At 37.9% G+C, this 26,290-nt stretch carries 18 protein-coding genes and 1 pseudogene; 9 read left to right on the forward strand and 10 right to left on the reverse strand.

The window, feature by feature from the left end:
• The first annotated feature begins 167 nt into the window (after nt 1-167).
• The gene (estT, locus tag KO02_RS12110; RefSeq protein WP_051959900.1) at nt 168-1,037 is read left to right on the forward strand and encodes a macrolide hydrolase EstT; all 870 of its coding nucleotides are present in this window, start codon (nt 168-170) and stop codon (nt 1,035-1,037) included.
• A gap of 252 nt (nt 1,038-1,289) precedes the next feature.
• Here estT and KO02_RS12115 read toward each other — a convergent pair whose 3' ends face one another.
• A complete protein-coding gene (locus tag KO02_RS12115; RefSeq protein WP_038698648.1) occupies nt 1,290-1,658 on the reverse strand; it encodes a winged helix-turn-helix transcriptional regulator in 369 nt (122 codons plus the stop codon).
• Nucleotides 1,659-1,775: 117 nt separating this feature from the next.
• On the opposite strand from KO02_RS12115, the gene KO02_RS12120 reads away from it, so the two are divergent.
• The 3 genes from KO02_RS12120 to KO02_RS23980 all read left to right on the forward strand — a co-directional run bounded on the left by KO02_RS12120 (nt 1,776) and on the right by KO02_RS23980 (nt 4,052).
• On the forward strand, nt 1,776-2,138 hold the full coding sequence (locus tag KO02_RS12120) for a DoxX family protein (RefSeq protein ID WP_038698650.1): 363 nt from the start codon (nt 1,776-1,778) through the stop codon (nt 2,136-2,138).
• 312 nt (nt 2,139-2,450) lie between these two features.
• Complete coding sequence (locus KO02_RS12125; protein WP_235212247.1) at nt 2,451-2,954, forward strand: dihydrofolate reductase family protein; 504 nt, start codon at nt 2,451-2,453, stop codon at nt 2,952-2,954.
• A gap of 159 nt (nt 2,955-3,113) precedes the next feature.
• Nucleotides 3,114-4,052, forward strand: a complete 939-nt coding sequence (locus KO02_RS23980) for a DUF1348 family protein (protein ID WP_200878545.1) — start codon at nt 3,114-3,116, stop codon at nt 4,050-4,052.
• Nucleotides 4,053-4,895: 843 nt separating this feature from the next.
• On the opposite strand, the gene KO02_RS12140 is transcribed toward KO02_RS23980, so the two are convergent.
• Nucleotides 4,896-5,525, reverse strand: a complete 630-nt coding sequence (locus tag KO02_RS12140) for a DUF6266 family protein (protein WP_038698654.1) — start codon at nt 5,523-5,525, stop codon at nt 4,896-4,898.
• 400 nt (nt 5,526-5,925) lie between these two features.
• On the opposite strand from KO02_RS12140, the gene KO02_RS12145 reads away from it, so the two are divergent.
• Entirely contained in the window at nt 5,926-7,101 is a 1,176-nt protein-coding gene (locus KO02_RS12145) for an IS4 family transposase (protein WP_038694773.1), read from the forward strand.
• 367 nt (nt 7,102-7,468) lie between these two features.
• Here the strand turns inward: KO02_RS12145 and KO02_RS12150 are convergent, their stop codons facing one another.
• Complete coding sequence (locus tag KO02_RS12150) at nt 7,469-9,730, reverse strand: inorganic phosphate transporter (protein ID WP_038698656.1); 2,262 nt, start codon at nt 9,728-9,730, stop codon at nt 7,469-7,471.
• 215 nt (nt 9,731-9,945) lie between these two features.
• On the opposite strand from KO02_RS12150, the gene KO02_RS12155 reads away from it, so the two are divergent.
• From KO02_RS12155 to KO02_RS12170, 4 genes are all read left to right on the forward strand, one after another.
• The gene (locus KO02_RS12155; protein WP_081918372.1) at nt 9,946-12,450 is read left to right on the forward strand and encodes a DUF1549 domain-containing protein; all 2,505 of its coding nucleotides are present in this window, start codon (nt 9,946-9,948) and stop codon (nt 12,448-12,450) included.
• A 22-nt stretch (nt 12,451-12,472) separates the two neighbouring features.
• Entirely contained in the window at nt 12,473-13,897 is a 1,425-nt protein-coding gene (locus tag KO02_RS12160; RefSeq protein WP_038698658.1) for a DUF1501 domain-containing protein, read from the forward strand.
• Between the two features lie 193 nt (nt 13,898-14,090).
• Complete coding sequence (gene gltS / locus KO02_RS12165; protein ID WP_038698660.1) at nt 14,091-15,290, forward strand: sodium/glutamate symporter; 1,200 nt, start codon at nt 14,091-14,093, stop codon at nt 15,288-15,290.
• Nucleotides 15,291-15,335: 45 nt separating this feature from the next.
• Entirely contained in the window at nt 15,336-16,160 is an 825-nt protein-coding gene (locus tag KO02_RS12170) for an ATP-binding protein (RefSeq protein ID WP_038698662.1), read from the forward strand.
• 146 nt (nt 16,161-16,306) lie between these two features.
• Here KO02_RS12170 and msrB read toward each other — a convergent pair whose 3' ends face one another.
• The 7 genes and pseudogenes from msrB to KO02_RS12200 form a co-directional block, all read right to left on the reverse strand.
• The gene (gene msrB / locus KO02_RS24380; RefSeq protein WP_410528216.1) at nt 16,307-16,723 is read right to left on the reverse strand and encodes a peptide-methionine (R)-S-oxide reductase MsrB; all 417 of its coding nucleotides are present in this window, start codon (nt 16,721-16,723) and stop codon (nt 16,307-16,309) included.
• 153 nt (nt 16,724-16,876) lie between these two features.
• Nucleotides 16,877-17,401, reverse strand: a pseudogene (gene msrA / locus KO02_RS24385) (peptide-methionine (S)-S-oxide reductase MsrA); the annotation flags it as partial.
• Nucleotides 17,402-17,833: 432 nt separating this feature from the next.
• A complete protein-coding gene (locus tag KO02_RS12180; protein WP_038698666.1) occupies nt 17,834-18,748 on the reverse strand; it encodes a sugar phosphate isomerase/epimerase family protein in 915 nt (304 codons plus the stop codon).
• A 5-nt stretch (nt 18,749-18,753) separates the two neighbouring features.
• Nucleotides 18,754-20,076, reverse strand: coding sequence for a Gfo/Idh/MocA family protein (locus KO02_RS12185; RefSeq protein WP_038698668.1), 1,323 nt, complete (start codon nt 20,074-20,076; stop codon nt 18,754-18,756).
• Nucleotides 20,077-20,093: 17 nt separating this feature from the next.
• The gene (locus KO02_RS12190; RefSeq protein ID WP_038698670.1) at nt 20,094-21,608 is read right to left on the reverse strand and encodes a RagB/SusD family nutrient uptake outer membrane protein; all 1,515 of its coding nucleotides are present in this window, start codon (nt 21,606-21,608) and stop codon (nt 20,094-20,096) included.
• Nucleotides 21,609-21,620: 12 nt separating this feature from the next.
• Nucleotides 21,621-24,926: a SusC/RagA family TonB-linked outer membrane protein gene (locus KO02_RS12195; RefSeq protein ID WP_081918373.1), complete on the reverse strand. Its 3,306-nt coding sequence runs from the start codon at nt 24,924-24,926 to the stop codon at nt 21,621-21,623.
• A gap of 112 nt (nt 24,927-25,038) precedes the next feature.
• A complete protein-coding gene (locus KO02_RS12200; RefSeq protein ID WP_038698672.1) occupies nt 25,039-26,241 on the reverse strand; it encodes a FecR family protein in 1,203 nt (400 codons plus the stop codon).
• Nucleotides 26,242-26,290 lie beyond the last annotated feature (49 nt).

A 26,290-nucleotide genomic window follows, 5' to 3' on the forward strand; every position in this document is an offset into this window, starting at 1 on the left:
GGCCAGCATCTCTCTTTGAGTAGATAGTAAATTGGCATTGTGAATCAGGATATTATGGTTCTATTTTTGCTGTTTTGAAATCTTAAAGATAGAAATTAATCTTTTCATCTATCAATTGAAAATATAGATTGATTCCGAAAATAATATTTACTTTTTAAACGATTGAAATGAGAAAAGAAAATTATGATACAACGATAAAAGAAAAAATAATTAAAACAGGTGACATTGAACTTTGCACAGAAAGTTTTGGGTGCGAAACCCATCCTTCAATTTTACTTATTGCGGGAGCAACAGTTTCAATGCTCTATTGGGACGCTGAGTTCTGTCAAAAATTATCGGATAAAGGATTTTTTGTCATTAGGTACGATAATCGAGATGTTGGAAAATCAACCTTTTACGACCCTGGCACAACGCCTTATGATATCGTTGATTTGACGAATGATGCTATCTCAATATTAGATGGTTACAAGATAAAAAAAGCACATTTTGTAGGTTTATCTTTAGGTGGACTAATCTCCCAAATTTCTTCAATAAAGTATCCCGATAGAGTTAAAACGCTAACACTCCTTTCAACTGGACCATGGGGCGATTCAGACCCTTCTATTCCTGAAATGGATAATCGAATTTTAGAATTTCATAATAAATCTGGAACCGTCGACTGGACGAATGAAAATGCAGTACTAAACCACTTAATTGAAGGAGCAGCATTAATGAGTGGAAGAAAAGGAACTGATATAAAGCGAGCAGAAAAATTAATAAGGGCTGAATTTAAAAGAGCCAGAAACTATATTAGTATGTTTAATCATGCAACACTTCAAGGTGGTGAAGAATATTACAATAGATTAAACGAAATCGAACAACCGACTTTAATCATACACGGTACAGACGATCTTATATGGCATTTTAAAAATACAGAGGCTTTACTAGCAAAGATAAAAGGGTCAAAACTAATTCCGCTTGAAAGAACAGGACACGAGTTGCATCGTGAGGATTGGGATGTAATTATTGACGGAATCGCAAAGCATTTAAATGATTAGCGGACTTCGTTCCTAAATTTTTGGAAAATATCAGCGTCTAATTCTTCTAAAAGACTATTTTCATTCGGCTAGAAACTCAAGTTCATTTCTATTTAATCTATTTCTTAAATTGATATAGCGTGGTTCAGTACTGGCACCCTACCATTCACCTTTTTAACAATCTTTTCAGTAATGGTCTTTTTTCTTCATGTGCATCTATCGGATGCGAAGGCAGGGTGCTATAGCACGAGGTATGGATGTAATCCATTTGCTTCAGCCTTTATAATTAGCTGTAATTTTATTTTTGTGAGTGACACCCCATTCAGCCAGAGCAGTGATAATATCTTTAAGTGATTGACTGTATTCCGTAGGAACATACTCCACAAGAACAGGAGTTTGATCCGCAAAGATTGTCCTTTCTACTAAATGGTTTACTTCCAATTTTTTTAATTCACTCGAAAGTACTCTCGCAGAAATACTATTTAAACTTCGTTGTAAATCGTTGAACCTCGTATGTCCCTCTAAAATTGCTATCATTACTCTAATTGTCCATCTGCCACCTAGAACGTATAGAGCATCTTCTGTTGCTGATAGACGATTTGTGCATTGTAAGGGTGAGTAATCTAATTTATTTGTCGCCATATTTCTTTTTTTAGTAGGTAACTAACCCAAAAGTTACTACTAACATAATAGTAACTACTATAATTTAGTAAGCTAATATACATACTTTTGAAGTATCAAATTTAAAGAAATAAAGATATGAAATCAACAAAAATTACGTACTACACTACAACAGGAATTATTTCAGCAATGATGATATTTATTGCGTTTGAAACTCTTTTGAAACCCGAAGTGAAAGTTTCAATGGAACATTTAGGTTTTCCAGATTATTTCAGAATTGAGATCGGAATTACAAAACTTATCGGTGCAGTTTTTCTTTGGTTGCCAGTTCGCTTATTAAAGGAATCAGCATATATTGGTTTTGCAATTATGTTTGCTTCGGCTTCTTTAGCTCACTATATGGTAGGCGATCCTGTAGGTAAAGTTTTTACAGGATTTATTTTTCTCGCTGTTTTAATTGTTTCTTACGTAAGCCATTCAAAAATCCAAGAAATAAAATGAAGCGTCTCTTTCCGCAGATAAATTTGTCGTAAATTGACAGTTAAATTGTCGTATCTCACCCCTTTTAGTATCAGTTTTTACCACCAACTTTGCTAAAGCATGATGGAGGGTAGCCTTATAAATAATGGTTGAATTGATAGGTCAATTGGCAGAATCCGATGAAAAAACATTTTAAGTTGATTGAAACTGACATCGCGGAGGGCTAATTAATACCTAGACAATGAGGTCGTTAAGTAAATAACAAGAATGAGAAAGATTAGAATTTTCGAACACATCTCCCTTGATGGTGTCATTGAACATGATAAGAACTATTTGTACGGCGGATGGACAGCACCTTATCGCACACCTGCTGGGATGGCGATGCTACTTGAAGCGTATGGTACTGACTTTGACATGCTGATTGGCCGCAAGACTTACGATGAGTTTTTGGGATACTGGCCAAATGCTGGGTACTTTCCGATGGCCAACGCGATAAACGGTGCAACGAAATACGTAATCACCCACAGGCCCGAGAGTCTTGAATGGGAACCAGTAAAGGCCTTGGCTGGAGATATCATAGCAAGCATTCGTAGCCTTAAAACTACAGATGGACCTGACCTTATTCTTTTGGGAAGTATATCACTGACATCTTTGCTACTCTACGCCGGATTAATTGATGAGATTGTTCTGATAGTATATCCCGTATTGTTGGGAAGAGGAAAACGCATTCTTTCAGACAGCTATGATGCCCAAAAACTTCAATTTGTCAATACGGTGGCCACACCAACTGGCGTGCTGCTAAACACTTACAGGTATGTGGGGTCTCTAAATAGCTAATCACATTGGTGGAATAAAAGCTGTATTTATCAGTTTTAAACTTGTATCTTAATCGCGCAGTATTACTTCTGAATGAAGATATATTTTGCAATTTCAATACAGACAGACTTGTCTGTATGTTATTTATTACTTACATTTGCTTTCATAAAGGATATAGATATGCTTACTCCCAGAGAAAGAATTATAGAAACTGCGTCACTACTATTTCATCAACAAGGTTACAATAGTACAGGAATTAATCAAATTATTAAAGAGGCCAATGTTGCTAAGGCTAGTTTTTACCAACACTTCAAATCGAAAGATGATTTATGTCTAGCATTTTTAAGTACTAGACATGAATATTGGTTTTCTGAATTGATGACGTACATTTCAGAATCGAATGGAACTAAGAAAAGAATATTAGCCGCTTTTGATTTCATTATTTATATGAACGAAAAGGAAAACTTTAGAGGATGTAGCTTTTTAAACACCTTATCAGAAATATCAATAGAACAGGTTGCCATACTTTCCGTCATACAGTCGCATAAAAAAGATCTCAGATTATTCTTTGAAAAAGAACTCGGACAAAAATTGTTATCCGCTCATATCTATCTATTGTTTGAAAGTTCAATTATTGGGAGCCAGCTTTATAAATCGAATGAATTAGTGGAAAAATCGAAATTAATCGTAGATAACTTAATTTTAATTATGGAACAGAGACATCCGCTTCCTCCATTTACATTGGAGACAGCTAAACAAAAAATTCAAATGGCTGAAGATGCTTGGAACAGTCAAAACCCCGAAAGAGTTTCAATGGCTTACACTTTAGATAGCGAATGGAGAAATCGAAATCTGTTTATTAATGGTCGGCAAGAGATCGTTCTATTTTTGGCCAATAAATGGAAAAATGAACTGGATTATAAACTCAAAAAAGAATATTGGTCACATACAGACAACAGAATTGCAGTCAGGTTTGAATACGAGTATAGAAATAAAGAAGGAAAATGGTTTAGAGCCTACGGTAACGAAAATTGGGAATTTGACGAAAACGGTTTGATGCAAAAAAGATATGCTTGCATCAATGATCTCGAAATAAACGAGGCGGATAAGTACTTGTAAATCTAATATACTAATGTGTTAATAATTAGATAAAGAGTTACTTAACAAAAGCTAATCTTAAGGTTAGCTTTTGTTAAGTATAAACATATTCGGATGAGAATTGGTCCCCCCTGATTCTTTTTTCTCTTTATCATTCTTCATAGCCCCTACGGCACCCAGTCCCAGTGCAGTATATTTTAGGATATTTAATTGGGGCGATCAACACCCTTTGAAAATTTGAAGTACTTATTCCTTTAACTTAATTCATAAACACTTCGAGTTTAAATAATGATTAAAAGTTAAAATCAAGAATACTTCTGAATGTGAAATTTTGAGATTAAACGGGTTACCCTATTTAAAGTAGATTTTATGCAAACCTAAGCGATTACTGATGTCTGCAGAAAATTGCTTGTTAGTGATATTGCAGTGTGAAAATACTTCTTTCATTCATTAGCTAATATACTTAGTAAAAAGTTTGTTCTCACTATTTCAACTTAAGTAAACTTTATGATCAAATAAAAAGCTAATATAATTAGTATTCTAATGCTATTATTGATTATGTATCTTACTTCATGGGTAAGTGTAGGGGTGCTAATTATATTAGTATTATTAATCACTGATGATTAATATACAGCTCTTTATCATCCTAAATAAACCACATTACATACTTCAAATAACATAATTTCAGCCAGCAAAAATCACAAATCATCAATAGCTGAATTTAGGTCATGTTATAATAATAAGTTAGTAAATATGGAGTCTAATTAAGCATGAATTGAGGCGATGTAAACATATCGTTCTCTCACTTTTATAAATTCAATATTTATTACTTCCTTTACTACCTGACTGAATTATCAATTATTCTCATACACAGCCTCCATATACAGAATCAGATAGTTCGTCATGAAGCATATCGTAGAACCCGATGTAAATATGCACATGTTCATCACCACTAAACAACGAATGCTCCCAGGTCATCTTACCCTCAGTAGAATGAGCTCCGCCTTCATTCAAAGCACAAAAAGTATCAATTACATATGCGAGCACAACTAAAACAGTAGGTTGGCCATTGCAGACCTCCTTGTTCCATTCCACATGAAGTTTATTATCCTGACGTTCCACATTAATGAGCAATGGTGGCACCAGGTTTCCTCGAAAGACTAGTACTTTTTCCGGATTGACATACGGTACATGCTCAGCGTCAAAATCTATTGCATTGTTGAGTAAATAAGATTGAGCGGATTGAAAAGTCCCTATTCGGCTACCTTTAGGTGCAATATTTTTGTAGCCGAATGCGATTGGTGTTTTGATATGTCTCAAAAACTGGGATACAACCTTCATGCGCATGCGATTTATGAGCGTCAATTTACTTGGAGCTCTTTTTACAATTGCTGGAAGAGAACGAATAACGGTTTGGCCATTTAGTTCATAGCCTACTACGTTTCCCACTTTACCCGAAAATGGTCCATTTATTCCACTTTTTAGTATTGCCATAATGGTTTATTTTATATTGGAAATTGGATAGATATATCACCTGCTCTGATTGCATTCATATATCATTTTATTCTAATTTATGTATTAAATAGGATATCAACAAATTATAGACAGATTAAATAGAGGGTTTCTAGTGCTTTACCTCTATGAACCCTCTAGAAAACCTCTATTATCACTCTAAAATATCTCTAGGATAAGTAAACCATTTGCGAATCTATATACTAGCAGTTTACTATTTGACGTAACATGTAATTTTTAAATATTGGCGGTAAAATATAAAGAGGATTTTTTATTACGTACAATACCTTAACACAGTAGCGTCCTAAACGTTGAAAAAAGTGGCGGTGTTTTGCTATAGCAAAGTTGCTATATTTAAATCGTCAAATTTTAACACACCGCCATGGTAAATTTAAACGTTTTTAGTCAGATTTTATCACTTATCGACCGCGAATTATTCAAGGTTTTGGTTGCTAAGCACAAGAGTGACAAACATTGTAAAGGGATCAACAGCTGGACGCATCTTGCTAGCATGTTGTTTTGCCATTTTTCTTCTGCAGATTCAGTTCGTGATATCAGTAATGGCTTACGTAGTACGACTGGTAATTTGAACCATTTAGGTGTTGGTAGAGCACCCAGCAAGTCCAATATTTCCTATATCAACAAGCACCGCACCCATGAACTCTTTAAAGATCTGTACTTTTCGCTATTAGATAAGCTATGGCAAAAGGATACCCATTTGCGCAAAGATCTAACGCAATTAAAGCGCAAGGTTTATCTGATGGATGCCAGTATCATCCCTTTATGTTTATCTGTATTTGACTGGGCTAAATTTAGAAGCACCAAAGGTGCTGTAAAACTGCACACTGTGCTGGATTATGATGGATGTCTTCCTGTTTTCATGCAGATTACAGACGGGAAAGTTCATGAAAGCCAGCGTGCGGGTAGCTATAGTTTTTCCAAAGGAAGCGTTGTAGTGGTGGATAGAGGTTATGTGGATTACAACTGGCTCGGGGATTTGGACAGCAGAGGTTGTTATTTTGTTACCAGGAGTAAAACTAACATGAAGTACAACGTTATCAAGTCATACCAGAGTGAAGCACTCCTTGAAAAGGGAATCATTAAAGATGAGATCATTGAGCTTTCTGGTCCATCAGCAGATAGATACAACTCTAAACCATTACGCTTGATTCACTTTTGGGACAGCAGCACAGACAACCAGTACCACTTTCTGACAAATAATATCCAATGGAAGGCATCACTAGTAGCTAACATTTATAAACAGCGATGGCAGATCGAGATTTTCTTCAAGCATCTGAAGCAACGCTTAAAAATATCATCTTTTGTGGGTACTTCTGAAAATGCGGTCATGATCCAAATATGGACTTCGTTGATTGGAATATTACTGCTCAAATACCTTCAGAAGAAGGCTAAATACGATTGGAATCTGTCTAACTTGGTCGGGTTTATCAGGATGAATATATTCGTGAAAATAAATATATGGCAATGGATAGATGATCCTTTTATCAGGCCACCAGTTAAGGGTAAAAATGGACAGCTACAGATATTCTCAGACTAAAAAATAGGGTCAAAATTGAAATTATCTAAAAATAGATACTGTTTCAAGGGAAACACGCGCCTAAAATTTATTTAGGACGGAAGTGAAATATAATAAGCTCTTGTTTTTCATGAAATATATTTATTATAACTTGGGTTAATAATTAAAGCTACATTAAAAATAAGAAAAGCAAAGATAGATCTATAATATTTTCTACTAAAATATAACGACTATTTTTCCAATTTTCTCCGTCATTAACTAAAGTACAAAATCGATCTTCGTAAATCTTTCAAATTGTTGAGGCACTATTGCCACCATTCCGATAACGACGGTCGACAAGTACTAAAAAAGCCCGACGGAGTGTCGGGCTTTTGAAGACTAACTAAAGTTAGTTTTGTTTCTTATTGTTCAGTTTGAACTCTTCAAACTCCTTAAATAATCGTAAAAGCTTAAACGTGGAGCTAATCAGCTCGTTTGTCTCTAACAAGATTGAGAAGTATAGTTTACTGTTCTTAGGACTGTTTTCAGATGTCCGGATGTGTTCAATCTGCTTGTCCAAAAGATTGTTAATGACCTTCTGTAGCTGATCACGTTGTTTCATGGTTGAATCAAGATTTAAGAAGTCACGTCGCTTGTATAAGTTGTACACTTCGTTGTACCAGTTACCCAGCTCATCAGCAACTAACCTTAGGTCATTTCCTTGATAGTCTTTGAGCAACTTATGGTTGTTGTCTACGTGGTTCTGTGCATTGCCGGCAATAACGTAAAGGTTCTCTACGATATCTTGTAGATAGCCTAAAGATATGATGTAGAATCTACTTCCTTTCACGGAGGTATCGTCTAAATTGCGAATGAAATTGTATAGATTGTCGTTGGTCGAATCCAAATCACGCAAGAATTTCTTAATCAATTTCTTGTTCATGGAAAGACTCGTCAAATCGTTTTTGATGAGGCCGTCTACAATCTCTTTATAGAAAAGATTAGATTTGGCAAAAACTTCACTAATTTGATTGGCACTAGCGTCCGAAACCTGCTGTAGAGTATGTATATCTTCTCTACCAAGTTTCAATTTACGTTCTGCCTGTGCTGCGACTTTCTTTTTATGGCTTTTAGCGTTGAATACTAATAGTATCGCTAATAAGATCAAAGCACCTACAAAGGTAATGATACCACCAATCTTAAGTAAATAAGCGAAAATAAATGCACCTGCAAAAGCAGAAGCTGCAGTGAAGAACCATCCTCCGATAACATGGAATACGCCAGATACCCGGTATACTGCACTTTCTCTATCCCAAGCTCTATCGGCAAAAGCGGTACCCATGGCAACCATAAAGGTTACGTAGGTAGTAGACAATGGAAGCTTCATAGAAGTACCTAAAGCGATCAGGCTACTGGCCACCATAAGATTGACAGAGGCACGCACCATATCAAACATTGGCTCATCTTGCTTATTCTTTTTGCCTAAAGCAGTGTTCTCAAAACGACTATCTAGACGCGATTGCAAGGTGCGCGGCATCAAATAGCTGATGGCACCTCCAATATTTAGAAAGCCACGTACTATCCAACGTGATAAGGTATTGGGTTCGAACTTTTCTGTACCACCGTCTTGACTACTTAGACTCATTTCCGTTTCGATAACGGTCTTCGCTTTTTTGGATGTCCATAAGGTAATGATCATGATCCCTCCTGCGATGAATAAAATCCAAACTGGGGCAACGATATCTGCAGAAGCTAACTCCGACATCATATACGTGTCGGGATTGCCACCAGATGCCTGGAAGAAACCGATAGACTGGATGGCAGCCACTGGTACTCCGATAAAGTTAACCAAATCGTTACCCGCAAAAGATAGTGCTAAGGCAAACGTACCGATACCGATGATGACTTTAAGAATGTTGATTTTTAACCTGGTGAGGATAAAACTAAAGATGGTAAATAACACAAAGCATCCCAATAGCAACTGCAGCTCGTGCGTGTTAATCCAATCTTTCGTCGAAACATCGATGAAAGTAACTGTCTTTAGCCCTTTTATTATGATAAAATAACTAATCGAAGCTAAGGCGATACCACCAAATATAACCCCGAAAGATTTGATTTTACGTTCGTATTGAAACGTGAATATGAGTCGAGAAACATATTGCACTGCCATACCCACAGTAAAAGACAGGACAACCGATAAGAGTATACTAATTACAATTTCTGAAGCCTTCTCTGTATTGATATACTGTGATAAGGTTGACCAATCGCCTGAAGTGGTTGCAATTTTATACAATCCTAGACAGACTGCAGCCCCGAGGAGCTCGAAAACGATGGATACTGTCGTAGAGGTCGGAAGGCCGAAATAGTTGAATACATCCAAAAGTATGATATCTGTAATCATGACAGCGAGGAAGATGACCACGACATCATTAAAACTGAACATACCCGGAACGTAAATTCCACTTCGTGCAATCTCCATCATTCCACTTGAAAAAACCGCACCTGACAATATCCCCGCACTGGCGAGAATCATAATCAAACGGAAAGGAATAGCTTTGGAGCCAATTGCCGAGTTTAAGAAATTGACAGCATCATTAGTGACGCCGACCATGAGATCTATAACCCCTAAAAGGATAAGGGTAATGATTACGAGATATAAATAATTATCCATAGCTATTATTTTTGCAAAGGTATAAACAAAAGGTCAACCCTATATTAAGTTAATGTTAAGTATTGCTTTTGTTTAAAGTACAGAAATGTAGCCAATTTGTTTGGTACTAATTCGTGCAGGATAGTGCAGGATACCGAATCCTGATAGATTATGTATCTTTAGTATCCTAATTATGATACCCTGTTATTACACAATGTGTAAGATATAAACAAAATATGAGCAAACTCAAGGTCAATTTATCAAAGAGCATAGTTCTACTTCTTATATTTTCTTCAATCTTCCTCTTAAGGTCATTAGGCATTGAAGAGGATGTATCTGTTGGCCATGCAGCAGAAACAGAGGTGTTCTGGTTGTTTAAATTCTTAGGTCGTCTACATCTACTCATCGTACACTTTCCTGTATCGCTCATCGTGATTGCGGCCTTCATGGAAATGTTGAGCTTTAAAAACTACAATTCTAACCTGCGCGCTGGGATTCAGTTCCTTTTAATAATCGGCGCTATCAGTGCGGTCCTATCTGTCATCTTCGGGTTGCTACTAGCCAATCTTGAAAACTATTCTGCCGACACGCTGGCGCTCCATCAATGGATCGGTATTGGGACAGCGCTATTAAGCTGTATAAGTTTACTCTTCGTAAGGGCCATAAAAAAAGAACAAAAGAGAAGCCTCATCATCGCTTACCGGACAATCTTGATTGTTACCGTATTTGGTATTGCTATAACAGGGCATCTAGGAGCCTCGATAACACATGGTGCCGACTTTTTAAGTAGTGTGGCACCTTGGGCAGACAATAACGAAGACGGTGCGACATTAGCAACGAGTGATATTGACCTAGCTACTTTCGCTAAAAATGCAGATAGCTTGACGATAGAAGAGCAAGTGAAGCTAAACATAGGTGTACGAACGATCTTAGCGCATAACTGCTACAAGTGCCACAGTTCTGACAAAATGGAGGGTGAACTGAGACTTGATGATAAAGCCCTACTCTTCAAAGGGGGGGAATCGGGTCCAGTGATTACACCTGGCAACCTGCACAACAGCGAACTTTTTAGACGGATAGCACTACCTGCTAGTCACAAAGATGCGATGCCAGGAAAGGGAAAATCGCTATCGAAAAAAGATATCGAGCTCTTGGCTTTCTGGATAGATAAGGGCGCACCCTGGCCTGATCAAGCTGCTGCAGGGATATTTTCGAAAGCACCTCTAGCACCAAGGAAGCCTACACTTCCTGCCGTAACAAAAGCATTAAATAACCCCATAGATCTCTTTGCAAATGAGTATTTTACAGAAAATAAAATTGACTGGAAAAAGACTGTTGATGACCGCACTTATCTGCGTCGTGTGTATTTGGATATAATAGGTCTGCTGCCAACACCTGAAAAAACCGATGAATTCGTAAATGATAAACGTACCGATAAAAGGACGTTATTGGTGAATCAACTACTCGGTGATGACCATCAATACGCTACCCATTGGTTCACCTTCTGGAATGACTTGCTTCGCAATGATTATACCGGTACTGGTTATATCACAAACGGACGTTTTTCCATATCCGACTGGCTCTACAAATCGTTGGCTTCCAATAAACCTTATAAACAAATGGTGCAGGAACTATTAAACCCTAACGAAGCATCGAAAGGTTTTGTAGCAGGAATTCAATGGCGTGGTGATATCAACTCGAGTCAGACCGTACCTATGCAGGCCGCACAGAATGTATCGCAGGCATTATTGGGATTGAACCTAAAATGTGCTTCTTGCCACGACAGCTTCATCAGCGATTGGAAACTGAACGATGCTTATTCTTTTGCCAATGCTTTTTCAGAAGAACCGCTGGAAGTGAACCGCTGCGATATTCCGACAGGTAAATTTGTCGACCCGAAACTGCTATGGGACGAACTGGGTGCGATTTCTAAAAAAGCGTCAAAAAAGGAGAAAGCACAGCAAATGGCAGAAAGCCTGACCAAAGATGAAAACGGACGATTGTACCGAACCATTGTCAACAGAATATGGGCGCAGCTTATGGGACGTGGTATCGTAGCTCCAACAGATGAAATGGACAATAAACCCTGGAGTCAAGATCTATTGGATTGGCTAGCGGTAGATTTTGTGGAAAATGGCTATGATATGAAAAAACTGATTCGATTGATTGTCGACTCAAAAGTGTATCAATTGCCTGCTGTTACTATTGATGATGCAGCGAAGATCAATGCAACAGATTTTCAATTTACCGGTATACTGCGTCGTAAAATGACTGCCGAGCAGTTCGCTGATGCTGTCAGTAATACAATATCACCTATATATGGGTTGGACCGATTGAAATATAACCCTTACGAGGCTTTTCAATTACAGCCTAATCAGGCTTATTTCGCACGTGCCTCTCTGGTAGAAAATGACGATTTCCTAACCGCTATGGGTAGACCAAACCGGGATAACGTAATCAGTGTACGTGAAAGTCAATCGAACCTGTTACAAGCAATGGAACTAACAAATGGATCAAAACTGAATGAAACACTGCGAAAAGGAGCACAAAGTTGGTTAAAGCAATATAACAACAGCGAACAAATCGTCAACCAAGTTTACCGACGTACATTGGGGCGCAACCCCAGTAAGAAAGAGCTCAATATTGCTAAAAATATGTTTGCTGATAAACCCGATGAAAACAGTGTTCAGGATTTTTTGTGGGCGGTGATACTATTACCAGAGTTCCAACTTATTAATTAATAATTTAGAAAAGAATGTAAAGATGAGAGACAAGTGGAATAGAAGGGATTTTTTACGAACTGCCAGTGCTGCTACTATGAGCGCGTTGGCAGCAGGAGCTCCGCTTTCGAGTTTACTATCATCCTGCCAATCGGCTCATAAAGAAAGTAGCGCGGATACCGTAATTTTACTATGGATGGCTGGAGGAATGGCCCATACGGATACATTTGACCCTAAAATATATACGCCATTTAAAAAAGGCATGGATTCCAACGGGGTATTGAGCACATTTAAACCCGTACCTACTATTTTAGATGGCATCAACTTTTCAGAGGGTTTAGAATCAATCGGTCAGGTCATGGACAGAGGCACTTTGATCCGATCGTATATGGCTGCCGACTTAGGACATATTCTGCATGCTCGACACCAATACCACTGGCACACCTGTTATGAGCCGCCACAAACGGTAGCAGCTCCACATATCGGTTCTTGGATAGCCCGAGAATTGGGCCCTAAAAATCCAGTAATCCCCGCTTTCATCAATATTGGGCAACGGTTAACATTGGGTGAAGGTGAAGAGTTAAAAGCATTCCATACTGCAGGCTTCTTGGGTAGCGAATTTGGTCCATTTATGATCGCCGATCCAACAGCAGGTCTTGATGCGGTAAAACCGCCAGCAGGAATGTCTTTCCAACGTTTCGAGCGTCGCAATCAATTGTACAACGATTTGATCAGTGGAAGTGCTTTTGGCGAATTTGGAAGTGACTACCAAAAGGAATCCTTGCGTCGTGCAATGGAGCAATCTTACATGCTGCTAAAGTCGCCCGAAGCGAAAGCTTTTGATCTAAATAGCGAACCCAAAGCGAGCTATGACATCTATAACACCGGAAAATTTGGATTAGGTTGCTTAATGGCTAGAAGACTTACCCAACAAGGCGCCCGTTTTATCTCAGTAACGACCGAGTATGTGCCATTCGAAGGATGGGATACGCACGAAAATGGACATACAAGAGCTGCTGAAATGAAAAGACAGATAGACAAGCCAATAGCGCAGCTTATCAAAGACTTGGAGCAATCTGGGCACCTTGACCGTACTTTGATCATCGTGGCTAGCGAGTTTAGTAGAGATATGATGCTAGAGGGAAGACCGGGAGCTGAAGTACTGGAACAGGTTGATCAGCCAGACATTATAAACGATATCAAGCACTATGGCATGCATCGTCATTTTACGGATGGTGGTTCTATTTTAATGTTTGGCGGTGGCATCAGGAAAGGTTCTACCTATGGGAAGACAGCCGATGAAAGACCTTGCAAAACGATAGAAAAACCTATTCGAATCGAACAGATACACCAAACCATTTACCATGCACTGGGCATCGAGCAGGAGGCACATGCCGTCATCGAGGGGCGTCCCTTTTACACAACACCAGATGGGGTACACAAAGCTGAATTAGAATTACTTGCATAATAAACGGTTAAATAACTTTCGCATCTCTGCATTACTAATCTTAAATAATTCAATAGGGTCATTTAACGTTATGAAATAATCACGTTGGAAACATGTATTCATATCACGTGGTCACATAAAAGTGATGAAAACAATAGTTTTGTATTTTATTCTTAACTTTCCACTTTATTTTAAAATCAGAAACCCCATATATATGACATTTGGAATATTTGAAACGTTAGCTTTTGCTTGTCTTGTTTTGCTTTTAGGATTTTTTATTGTTAAAAAAGTACGTTTTTTTAGAAACTACAACATCCCCGAGCCCGTAGTTGGAGGGTTTTTTATTGCAGTTGTGCTTTATATCTTAAATTCAACTATGGGTCTTAGCTTCAAATTTGAAGGTTCGCTGCAAACGGCAATGATGCTTATCTTCTTTACCTCCATTGGTTTGAGCGCCGAATTTGAAAAGCTAAAAAAGGGAGGAAAACCTTTGTTAATATTCGTTCTTCTAACGGGTACATTCATGATCGTCCAAAATATTTTTGGCATATCAATAGCATCGTTATTAGATATAAACCCAAGTTATGGACTGATCGCTGGTTCAATAACACTAACTGGTGGTCATGGAACTGGTGCAGCATGGGCGCAAAATCTAACGGATATATTCCACATAAATGGCGCCATGGAGCTAGCTATGGCTTGTGCTACGTACGGCTTAGTGATGGGAGGCCTAATAGGTGGCCCAGTAGCAAAAGTGCTGCTGAAAAAGAAAAATATAAAACCAGCCAATGAGGTACAAGAAAAGGAACTTCCTGTAGAAATGTTCGAAAGTCCAGCTTCAAACAGACGAATTAATGTTCGTAACATGATTGAAACGCTGACGATGTTTGCAATTTGCTTATCAATGGGAAACCTACTATATGAGTATTGTAAAGATTCATGGCTCGAACTTCCAAATTTTGTTTGGTGCCTGTTCATTGGCGTTGTCATTCGCAACACGATTAATAGAACATCTAAATATGTCGTAAATGACCATGCTGTCGATGTGCTTGGAAATACGGGCCTATACCTATTTTTAACCATCGCCTTGATGTCATTACAGTTATGGGAATTGGAAGGACTAGCCACTCAGGTATTGATCATACTGGTATTACAAACTGTACTAATGGTACTATTTGCCATGTTTATTACCTTTAGAGTAATGGGAAGTGACTATGATGCCATTGTACTGAGCGCAGGACATTGTGGATTTGGATTAGGTGCAACCCCTACCGCGGTTGCCAATATGCAATCAATAACCGATAAATACGGTCCATCGCATAAGGCATTTTTAATCGTACCGATGGTAGGCGCATTTTTTGTTGATATATTAAACAACTTATTTATTAAACTATTTGTAACTTACTTATCTTAAAATATTTATAAACTAACAATTGAACCTTTTAAGAAACAAGCAATTATGAAGAAAGTACTAAATCTATCCCTAGCGCTAGTATTGGGCGTATCGGTCCAAGCACAGCATAAATTGGAGAAAATATGGGAAACTGATAGCATCATCAACTTACCCGAATCCGTATTGCCAGATACTAAGGCAGGTATACTCTATGTTTCCATCATGGGTAATAGCGCCGATGAGAAAGATGGCATTGGTGGTATCGGCAAATTAGATCTGAGTGGAAAGGTAATCGATCTCGAATGGATAAATGGGCTCAATTCACCAAAAGGACTTGCTAAACATGGCAATATACTTTATGCTGCCGATATAACAGATGTGGTTGTTATTGATATTCCATCGAGCAAAGTGGTCCGTAAAATCCCTATTGCTGGATCTGTATTTTTAAATGATATCACGGTAAGTGATAAAGGTGTTGTGTATGTTTCAGATTCTAGAACGAAAAAAATCCATCAAATCATCAATAATAAAGATGTCGTATACCTTGAAAATATTGATGGGGTGAATGGATTGAAAGCAATAGGTAACGACCTTTACATTGCTGGTGGAAATAAGCAATTGTTAAAAGCAAATGAGAAGAAGGAATTAACCACAATAGCAGATATGCCCTGTGGCGGTGATGGTATTGAACCGATTGGCAATGGAGACTTCGTGTACTCATGCTGGGGAGGATATATCTATTATGTACATGCCAATGGAAAATCAGAATTACTATTGGACAGTAGCGCAGAAAAGAAAAATACGGCAGATATAGGTTATGATCCTATCACAAAAATAATCTATGTTCCTACTTTTTTCAAAAAGAGTGTTGCAGCTTACCAGTTGAAATAATTAATGCTAATATCCAAGCTTAATTGAGCGTGCATGTACTCGAAAAGAGCCATGCGCAATTAATACCAAAGCCCAATTTTAAAAGATTGGGCTTTGGTATTTATACCTGCGGAATAGTATTCAGTTTTCCTTTTTTCAGTGTCAACTTATTTTGATGGTTCCTTATTCAATAAAGAAATAAATTTTCCATAACCTTTGGCATCCATTTCAGCTTTAGGAATAAACTTTAACGATGCACTGTTGATACAATATCTCATGCCTCCTTTATCAGCAGGTCCGTCGTTGAAAATATGTCCTAAATGCGCATCTCCTGTTTTACTTCTTACTTCCGTACGTTGCATTCCATAAGAATTGTCCGAAAGTTCTTTTACCGTCTTTTCATTTATGGGTTTAGAAAAACTGGGCCATCCGCAATCCGATTCAAACTTATCCGTCGAAACAAATAAGGGTTCACCCGTAGTGACGTCGACATAAATACCTTCTCTAAATTCGTCCCAATATGCGTTCTCAAATGCTCTTTCTGTTCCATTTTTCTGAGTTACCTCATATTGAATATCGGTCAGTTCTTTTTTTAATGTGTTCTTATCTTTCTTTTTATATTCACTTTCTTTAGGAGGATTTGCCTTTTTTGCTAATTCAAACAAAGCAGGTCCAATGTGGCAATAGCCACCTGGATTTTTATCCAAATAATCCTGATGATACGTTTCTGCATCATAGAAACTCTGGATTGGCCCAAATTCAACTACAATCTTTTGATGATAAGTACTGCCCAATTCTTGAACTTTTTGACGTACTAAACTTTCATCTGCTTGATCAGAAAAGAAAATACCAGTTCGGTATTGGGTCCCTACATCATTTCCTTGCTGATTGAGCAAGGTTGGGTCGATCGTTTTGAAGTAAAGATCAATTAATAGATCCAAATCAATCACTTCAGGATCATAGATTACTTTTACGGTTTCGGCGGCTCCTGTAACCCCTTTAGAAACCTCCTTGTAAGAGGGCTTCTTAACTGTCCCATTCGCATACCCCACTTCGGTAGCTGTTACACCCCTCACCTGTTTAAAAAAATGCTCAGTCCCCCAAAAGCAGCCTCCTGCAAAATAAATTTCTTTGGTCATTTTATTTTCATCCATCTTTATAGCTGTTTTTGAATCGTTTCCTTTATTCATGAACGTAAACCCCATAGCAGTCAATACAACTCCACCTATACAGCTCACTAATACCATTATAATCTTTTTCATCGTATTATTTTCAACGTTTACAGAATCTAGAAAATGGTCCTATTGTTTCTTAATACCCCGTTATTTTTTATATTTTTAGCTTCCAATTCTGCTTAAGTAAAGTTAAGGAATAAATTTTTCAATACGATAGACACTGTAAACGTCTGCATGTCGTTTTGGTAAGTTCTATGCCATAATTCATGTATACGGTTCAAATTTGACAATAAATAAACACTCTTTGGAGAGTTCGGAGGTATTTACTTGGTACAAATTCATCTTCATTTATCCAAGATGAATCAGCGTGAACAACCGAATGAATGATTATTACAAAAAAAGAAATGATCAATTAGATAGCTTGTTCATTTGCAGGCTACTGAATTGATCATTCCCTAATTGTGAGACACTGATTTAAAGAGGCATCAAGTATGATTGCTTTCTTTAAGTAGCGCCCATTTAATAGCTTAAAATAGTGTCCATTTGATTGGATATTTTTTTAAGGTAATCGTGATCACCACCTCCTAACTCAACAGTCAACCACCCTCCTTTATAATCCACTTCTTTAAGTGTTTTCATAACAACTGGCCAGTCAATATCTCCTTCGAGCAGTTCTACATTAAAACCGTTTCTTAATCCTTCATCATTCATTTTGACCCGACTAAACTCTTTGGCATGCAGCTTAAATATTTTTTTATTCAACACCTCAATCCAATGTTCGGGCCAACCGTATCGAAGTACATTACCGATGTCGAAGTACCATCCTATTAGCGGGTGATCGATTTCGTCGATAAACATCTTTGCCTCTATCGGGCTCAATATAAAATTATTCCAAACATTTTCCAACCCAATCCGGACTCCCGTTTTCTCGACATATGGAATCAATTTTCGAACTGAATCTAGTGCATTTTTGTATGCAGTGCCATAAGAAACCTTCTCATTGACAACTCCTGGCACTACAAGTAACGTATCTCCACCTAATTCCTTTACTTCTTGCAATGACTTAGCAACAGAACCAATTATGAACTGTCGCACTGACGCATCGGGATCAGATAAAGGTTTGGACCAATGATCCTTATTGACAAGACTTGGAATTTCGATTCCAGTTGCTGACTTTGCATGCAACAATTCCTTGATGCTAAAATTGACAGGACTATTGAACTCAATACCATCAAACCCTAAGTCTTTAATCAATTTGAACTTGTCGACCAAAGAAAGTTCTCCTTTAATCATATCATAACCAACACCTTTTTTCAACCATTTAGCATTCATACTCGTAATTGGTAGCTTACTTGCTGATGTGTTAAATATTGGGAAGGCCGCTGCTGCTCCAGCAACAAGGGCAGCTGATTTTATAAATCCTTTTCGATCCATAGCTCTTAAATTGTTGTGTTAATACCTGGAATTGATACTGGTATATCATATTTTAAATCCCATGAGACCTGCTCTGGAAATAATAGCTCGTTAGATGCTAATGCATCTTGAAGGTTTACCTTTTGACCTGTATAAGCAGCCATACGTCCGGCCAATGCGACAAGATTGGATTTCACCATCCAATCCCCATCGTTTTTAGGCTTATTATTACGAATAGAAGCAAAAAGCTCATCGTGCTCTTGCTGATACATGCTCCTTGAATTTGATTTTTTATAGGCATTTTCATCCGTAAACTTAGTTTCATCATCATATTTCCAAGGATTTGCTCCTGTAATAAGGTGTTCGCCTGTTCGACAGTCTACAATACATTTCCCATCTTTCCCAATGAGCTCCACAGCATAGGAAGGTGCCGTATTATTCTGTTGTCGACTCGAGAAATAACCTTTTGTGCCATCATCATACTCAAATACGACTGCAAAATGATCATATACATTGCCAAATTTTGGATCTACTCTTTTCTGACGGCCTCCTGTACCGACAACACTTACAGGCAATCGATCACCCATAGCCCATTGTAACATATCGATACTATGGATAGCCTGCTCAATAATGTGATCTCCTGAAAGCCAATTATAGTACAACCAGTTTCTTAATTGATACTCAAAATCTGTCCACTCCGGCTGCCTTTCTTTATACCAAAGTTCACCTGTATCATACGTGCACGCTGCTGATGTTACGTGACCAATTTGCCCATCCAATACTTTTCCAAAGATTTGACGCTTTGGAAGATGATAACGCCAACAAAATCCTGCAACCAATGCTAAATTTTTATCTTTTGCTTTTTTCGAAGCTGCAATTACTCTTCTTAACCCTGGGGCATCCACAGCAAATGGTTTCTCGCAGAAGATGTGTTTCCCTGCCTCTACAGATGCTTCCAAATGAGCTGGACGGAATGCTGGCGGTGAAGCCAATATAACAACATCAACGCCTGAAGATAATAATTTCTTGTAAGCATCTAGACCAACAAATTGTTGCTCTTTTTTCACTTGTATTTTTTCACCCATCTTCTCTTTTAAAGTCTTGTACGACTCGTCCAAATGGTCGCCAAAAGCATCTGCCATAGCATGAAGAACTACGTTGGGGTCGGCATTAAGTGCCTCCATAGCTGCTGCAGTACCTCTACCACCGCAACCGATCAGACCTACTTTTAGTGTTTTTGTACTGACGGACCATAGGCTAGTCGACGCCATGGATGTATTCGCTGCAACTACTCCTGCAACGGTCGTTAGACCAACTGCACTTAAAAATTTTCTTCTAGAAAAACTCATAATAGTTATATAATTTGTTAAGGATTTTGATTTAATTTATTATTTCTATTAATCTCTGCTTGTGGAATATAAAAAACGACACGATTGTCATTAGCACGAACTATTTGATGGATATCTGTAGTAGGCGTATTGTTTAATGAATGTGTACCAGGATAATTGCGTTCCATAGGCAGGTTGTTTCGGAAAAGATCATAGGCTCTATGTCCTTCAAATGCTAACTCCAAAAAGCGTTCTTCTAAGACAATATCGAGCATAGTTTTTCCAGAAGCTTGTACCTGACTAGCATTGTAGAGCTCGTTACCTGCTAAGCCTGCACGTTGACGTAATAAATTGACATCTGCTAATGCAGCAGCATCATTTCCTACTTTGGCTTCTGCTTCTGCCCTGATCAGATATATTTCACCAAGTCGCAAATAAACAGGTGAACTTAAATTAATCTGCCCTTCTTGGCGTGAGTATTTATTGACGTAATACATCGGTGTCGTAGGTGTCAACTTTTGGTTATATTGCAAAACACCGTTTTCAATATAAGGTGTGATAAACCCATTCCTCAAATCATGTGGATGTTGCCCCACAAAATCATAATACTTTTTAGAAGCGTAGATTTCTGCCCAACCACTAACCCCCTGCCCTAAAGGTTTCCCAGAAACATCTCCACTAAAATACATTGAACCAATAGAGGACATGTTACGATCTTCAACCTTGGTATGCCTAATACAAAAAATGGTCTCCCGGTTGTTATCCGGTAAGGACTGAAAATAACCGGCATATTCGTTCCCTTGCAAAAGTGAATAACGATTTGAATTGATGACGAGATTAGCATACTTAATCGCATTGATATTGTCTTCTTTATACAAGTATACGCGTGATAATAAGGCATAGGCAACCTCTTTGGATGCAAAAGAGTTACTTTTATCTTCGGTCATTAATTCTGCTGCTTTGAGCAAATCGCTAATGACAAAATCATAAACTTCTTTTACTTGACTTCGTGTTAGAGAAGCAGACTCTTCATCTGACAACCCTTCTCTTAAAATGGGGACACCTAGATTTGCGCCCTTATTTTGCGGATACGGGCGTCCAAAAATACGAACCAAGTTGAAATGCATCATGGCCCTTAAATAAAGATTTTCACCCTTTAGCTGCAATAGACCTGCTCCGGCATCATCTGGAACAAATGCAATAATTTTGTTAGCTGCAGCGACGACCTTGTAAGCCTGTGACCAAAAATTACTGCAATGTTCTGAAGTATTAATATGGGTATAGCGGTATGCTTTGGTCAGGTCATCACCGGAGGATTGTCCTTGTGCAACCGCATCTCCAGGATATTCCATTAAGAAATGACCACTGCGTACATAAGCGGCATTTTTTAAAACAGCATAAGTCCCAATTGTGGTGGTTCCTACGTCGGCTTCATTTTTTAAGGCACCTTCTTCATTGATAAATTCTGTCGGATCATAGTATTTCTGACAAGAATAAAGTGACACTGCTAATGCTATAGCGATCAAGGGGGTATAAAATAACGTTAGTTTCATCTTGAAATTGAGTTAGAATGTTAAATTAAGACCGAAAACAATTTTTTTACTAATTGGATATTTAAAACTGGATAGACCAGACACTTGATCTTGCTGACTTAGTGTAACTTCTGGATCAGGTCCTGAAAATTTAGTGGCTGTCCATAGATTGTCGGCACTGACAAATACATGCACACGAGAAAAACCAATTTTGCTCAACAGGGTTTCAGGTAGATTATAGCCCGCTCTGATATTTCTCAATCGAATGTAACTTCCGTCCTCTAAATACCTGGATGAGCCTTGATTTGAATCTTTATTCCCACCAACAATTGGTTTGGGGTGGGTAGCAATATCTCCTTCTTTTTCCCATCGGGTCCATCCTTTCGCCAAAACCATAGAGTTGAAAGCTTCGTATAGACCATCATTATCAAATGAAACACGGGTTTCATTATAGACGTAATTGCCATATACGAAATTGAAGAATGCCGATAGTGTAAAGTCTTTATATCTAAAGTTATTACTTAGACCTCCTGTAAATTTAGGAGCTGCGGATGTGCCTGTAAATTGACGAGAGTCTGAAGTAGCGGCTTCACTATAGACACTGGTTTTTGTGATCGTTTTTGTCCCATTGTCATCAAGCGTCACTTTTTCCCAAAGTGGATCACCATTCTTAGGATCTACTCCTGCCCAAATTGGAAGGTTAAATGCATCCATATCATATCCTACGGCAATTGGTTGTCGAGCACCAGCATTAAATACTGCAGAACCATCACTTAATTCAAGTACTTTATTTTTATTAAAAGACATATTAAAGCTTGTCTCCCAAGAAAAATTTGGTTTTTGAATATTCTGGGATGTAATATTGAATTCTATTCCTCTGTTTTGAACAGATCCTGCATTTACCCATACATAACTATAGCCAGTAGTAGCTGCTAAAGGTTTGCGATATAACAATTCGCTGGATTTCTTATCATACACATCGACACTAATAGCAACACGATTCCAAAGGGAAGCATCAATACCTAGATTAGCGGATCTGATCTTCTCCCAAGTCAAATCTGGATTTCCTTTTTGGAAAGGAGCTGCACCTGGTAAACCACTATAACTGGCATCTTGTGTGATGCTATATAATCCCAAAGCTGCATAATTTGAAATACCATCTGCATTTCCTACAGTTCCATAACTCGCCCTTATTTTAGCAAATGTTAACGTCTGGTTATCTTTCAAAAATTCTTCACCACTCATCAACCAAGAAGCTCCAAACTGAGCAAAATTGGCTGTAGGATTATTTCTTCCAAATTTTGATGAAAATTCATTCACAAAAGATCCAATCAAAAAATACTTATTGTCATAATTATAATCTGCTTGTGCCAGGTATTTTCTAAATCCAACTTGGTCTGTAGCACCATTTGGATTCGTCAAGACTCCTGTAGCAACTGACATCACATCTCGACCTGCTGGCAATCCTTTCCCGGATACATCTAACCATCCCGATGTAGTGGTCTCCACTTCAGCAGCCCCTAATAAGGCTAGGTTATGTAAACCAAATTCTTCAACATAACGAATACGATTGGACGTTAAAAAACGGTTTGAATTTGTTGTTCCATTATACAATTCGCCAATATTGGCTCCTCCGGGTTTTGAACGTCTGTCAAAATATCGAGCTGATTTACCATTTGAAACCTGTACCCGATTGTAACTTGATAATGTAATCTTACTACTTAGTTTATAATCTAAATTCAAATCCCCTGCAACGACCCAATTGTCATTTTTGTTATAGTTATATTGCAAAGAGTGTAAATAATTGTCTTTTTCTCTTCCTAACCAATTCGGATCAAAACGGGCATCAATCGGTTCGCCGTTACTATCATAAGCAGGATCAAAGGGAAGATTTATGTAAGCGCCATATTTAGTTTCACTATGCTCTAATTTATTCTTGTTTACCGTACCGTTAATGAATACGGATACTTTGAGTCGGTCATTGATTTGAGCATTCATATTATTACGGAAATTAAAAACTTCTTGGCCAGTACCTTTTAATGTTCCTGTTTCTCGATAATATACTGCAGATGTATAATATTGTACTTTTTCAGAACCACCTGAAATCGATAGGTTATCGGTATTGATCTGTCCAGTTCCGAACGCTTGGCCCCACCAATCGGTATTATTATCCAATACACTTGGCGCACGATTATAAAAGGTTTTTTGATAGTCATAAAGCTCTTGCGAATTCATCAAACGAAAATTACCCGTTGTTGGATTGGTAAATCCAACTGAATTATTAAATTCAATCTGTGTCTTACCGGGTCTGCCCATTTTGGTATTGACAATGATTACCCCATTTGCTGCTCGAGAACCGTATAATCCTGTAGCCGCTACATCCCTCAATATTGAAACGGATTCGATATCTGCTGCATTGTAACTACCGCCAATATTGCCATCGACAACAACAAGTGGTGCTGTACTGGCAGAAATTGTACCCGCCCCCCTAATCAGAATCTTCGGTTCACTTGAAGGGTCACCAGAACCGCTTGATACAACAACCCCTGGTGCTTTACCCTGAAGCATACTACCCAAATCATTTGAGGTTACATCTTTTAGCTTTTGCGCAGAAAGATTACTAATGGCACTTGATAAGTATTTCATCTTCTGAGAAGAATAACCAACGACAACCACCTCTTCTAAATTATCGACATCGGATTCCAACGCTACATCAATACGCGTCTTAGTTCCAATGGTAATTTCCTGACTCTTATAACCCACAATTGAAAAGAGTAAAGTTTGCCCTTGTTCAGGAACCTGAAGGGTATAATGACCTTCATTATCTGTTGAAGTGCCTATAGCTGTCCCTTTTACCACTACACTGACACCGGGCATAGGCAAATTCTGCAAATCTACGATACGTCCAGTAATCACTTTTTGTTGATTAGATTTCACTCCTAAATTTGCACTATAGGAAACCATATGATGCGTATTCTTTATCTCTTTGATTAGAACCGTATTTTTATCGATCTCAAAGGATAATTTACTGCCTGAAAGCACTTTAATCAATGCTTCATGAAATGGTACTGCTTTGGTATAGATGGTGATACGTTTACTATTTTTATTGATTAATGTACTATTATACAGAAGGTCTAAACCCGTTTGTTTTTGAATCTCTTCTAAAACAACACCTAATGATGCATTTTTAAAATTTAGAGATACTTTTTGTTCGAAGGTGGAAGCATTTACCTGAATAACCATTACCAGTAAGAAAAAGGTAATTATTGTTACGGTAACAAAGCCCATAATCGTGGATCTCCGTGCGGATACACGAATATTAAAATAGAATTTATACATAAGGTTAGCGTTTGTTGATAAAAGTTTATTTTTTAGGTCATTATTAAATAATATCACGAAACATTCAATTTGAAAGTATTGAGCGGACTTCCATTTTTATTTATTACTCTTTTTATCTCATAACATAGACCCTCCCTTCTCTAATATTAAATCTGTAATTGGAAATTTTTTCAAGTTGGTTTAGGAGATCGGACAATTTTTTAGTACGTACTATGGTACCACTAAATCGATCATGAGTGGACTCCTCTATTTGATAGTCTTTGATATTATACCAGGTTTGGATCTTCTCTAAAACAGTATAAATATCATCTTCTCTAAATTTAAATTTCCCGTCTTTCCAAGCAATTACGTCATGAACATGAACATCCCGACTGCTGATAATCCCAGTTTTCTGATTTGTTATCGCCTGGGTACCTGGGTTTATTAAAAGGTTGTTTTTCCTGACCTTTACTTCAACAGAACCTTCTACCAAGGTGGTTAGCACATTATCATTGGCTAAATTGGTCGCTACATTAAATTTGGTACCCAATACATTCACCTGAGTGGATCTTGCTGTTACGACAAAAGGTTTTAATGCATTGTGTGTTACATCAAAATAAACCTCGCCATCGATGGTAACTTCTCTATTGCTTTCTGTAAACCGAGTGGGATAACTGATTGTTGAACCGGAGTTAAGCCAAACCTGGGTACCATCAACTAAAACCAAGCGAGACATTGATCCTTTGGGAGAACAAAATTTTTGGCGCTGCTCAAGTCCCAGTGGGGCTTCTATAATGTTAAATACAGTATCACCTTCGGTAGTGACGGTAACCTGTACACCTCTTTTTGCTAACAGCTTAGCATCTAAATCTGATAAAGAATACGTAACCCCGTCTTCAAATAGTATGCACGCTTCATTATGGCTGGGCAAAATAACATCTTCTAAAGCGGAGTGCTTTCCATGATCAGCTTCATAATTTTCATGAATGAGATAGGTACTAAAAATGCCAAAGGCCAGTACCGTTGCTGCTACTGCAATTGGTTTTTTTAGAAGTGTGAAAAGATTGAATGACCTCTTCAATGAAATTTTTGGATTACAGTTTACACTATTGCCATGTAAATGATCCAACCTTACTTGGACACGATCAGCTATAGCTTGATAGTGCGATGGATATTCATCTAATTCCTCTTTTGAAAATTCTTCTAAAATACGTTTGCTAAACCCAATACAATCTTCTTGTTGAAAATAATCCATCAACAACTGCAGCTCTTGTTGGCTTGCAACACCTTCAAGATACTTATTAAATATAGCGTTAAATCCTTCGTTAGCTTTCAACTTATAATGGTTTTATAAGCTAATACGGACAACGATCAATAAGTACCTA

The sequence above is a fragment of the Sphingobacterium sp. ML3W genome (assembly GCF_000747525.1).
Lineage (GTDB): Bacteria > Bacteroidota > Bacteroidia > Sphingobacteriales > Sphingobacteriaceae > Sphingobacterium.

What these genes read in the sequence shown, in the direction of transcription:
- estT (WP_051959900.1), top strand. Translation starts at nt 168, where the DNA reads ATGAGAAAAGAAAATTATGATACAACGATAAAAGAAAAAATAATTAAA.
- KO02_RS12115 (WP_038698648.1), bottom strand. Translation starts at nt 1,658, where the DNA reads ATGGCGACAAATAAATTAGATTACTCACCCTTACAATGCACAAATCGT.
- KO02_RS12120 (WP_038698650.1), top strand. Translation starts at nt 1,776, where the DNA reads ATGAAATCAACAAAAATTACGTACTACACTACAACAGGAATTATTTCA.
- KO02_RS23980 (WP_200878545.1), top strand. Translation starts at nt 3,114, where the DNA reads ATGCTTACTCCCAGAGAAAGAATTATAGAAACTGCGTCACTACTATTT.
- KO02_RS12140 (WP_038698654.1), bottom strand. Translation starts at nt 5,525, where the DNA reads ATGGCAATACTAAAAAGTGGAATAAATGGACCATTTTCGGGTAAAGTG.
- KO02_RS12145 (WP_038694773.1), top strand. Translation starts at nt 5,926, where the DNA reads ATGGTAAATTTAAACGTTTTTAGTCAGATTTTATCACTTATCGACCGC.
- KO02_RS12150 (WP_038698656.1), bottom strand. Translation starts at nt 9,730, where the DNA reads ATGGATAATTATTTATATCTCGTAATCATTACCCTTATCCTTTTAGGG.
- KO02_RS12155 (WP_081918372.1), top strand. Translation starts at nt 9,946, where the DNA reads ATGAGCAAACTCAAGGTCAATTTATCAAAGAGCATAGTTCTACTTCTT.
- KO02_RS12160 (WP_038698658.1), top strand. Translation starts at nt 12,473, where the DNA reads ATGAGAGACAAGTGGAATAGAAGGGATTTTTTACGAACTGCCAGTGCT.
- gltS (WP_038698660.1), top strand. Translation starts at nt 14,091, where the DNA reads ATGACATTTGGAATATTTGAAACGTTAGCTTTTGCTTGTCTTGTTTTG.
- KO02_RS12170 (WP_038698662.1), top strand. Translation starts at nt 15,336, where the DNA reads ATGAAGAAAGTACTAAATCTATCCCTAGCGCTAGTATTGGGCGTATCG.
- KO02_RS12180 (WP_038698666.1), bottom strand. Translation starts at nt 18,748, where the DNA reads ATGGATCGAAAAGGATTTATAAAATCAGCTGCCCTTGTTGCTGGAGCA.
- KO02_RS12185 (WP_038698668.1), bottom strand. Translation starts at nt 20,076, where the DNA reads ATGAGTTTTTCTAGAAGAAAATTTTTAAGTGCAGTTGGTCTAACGACC.
- KO02_RS12190 (WP_038698670.1), bottom strand. Translation starts at nt 21,608, where the DNA reads ATGAAACTAACGTTATTTTATACCCCCTTGATCGCTATAGCATTAGCA.
- KO02_RS12195 (WP_081918373.1), bottom strand. Translation starts at nt 24,926, where the DNA reads ATGTATAAATTCTATTTTAATATTCGTGTATCCGCACGGAGATCCACG.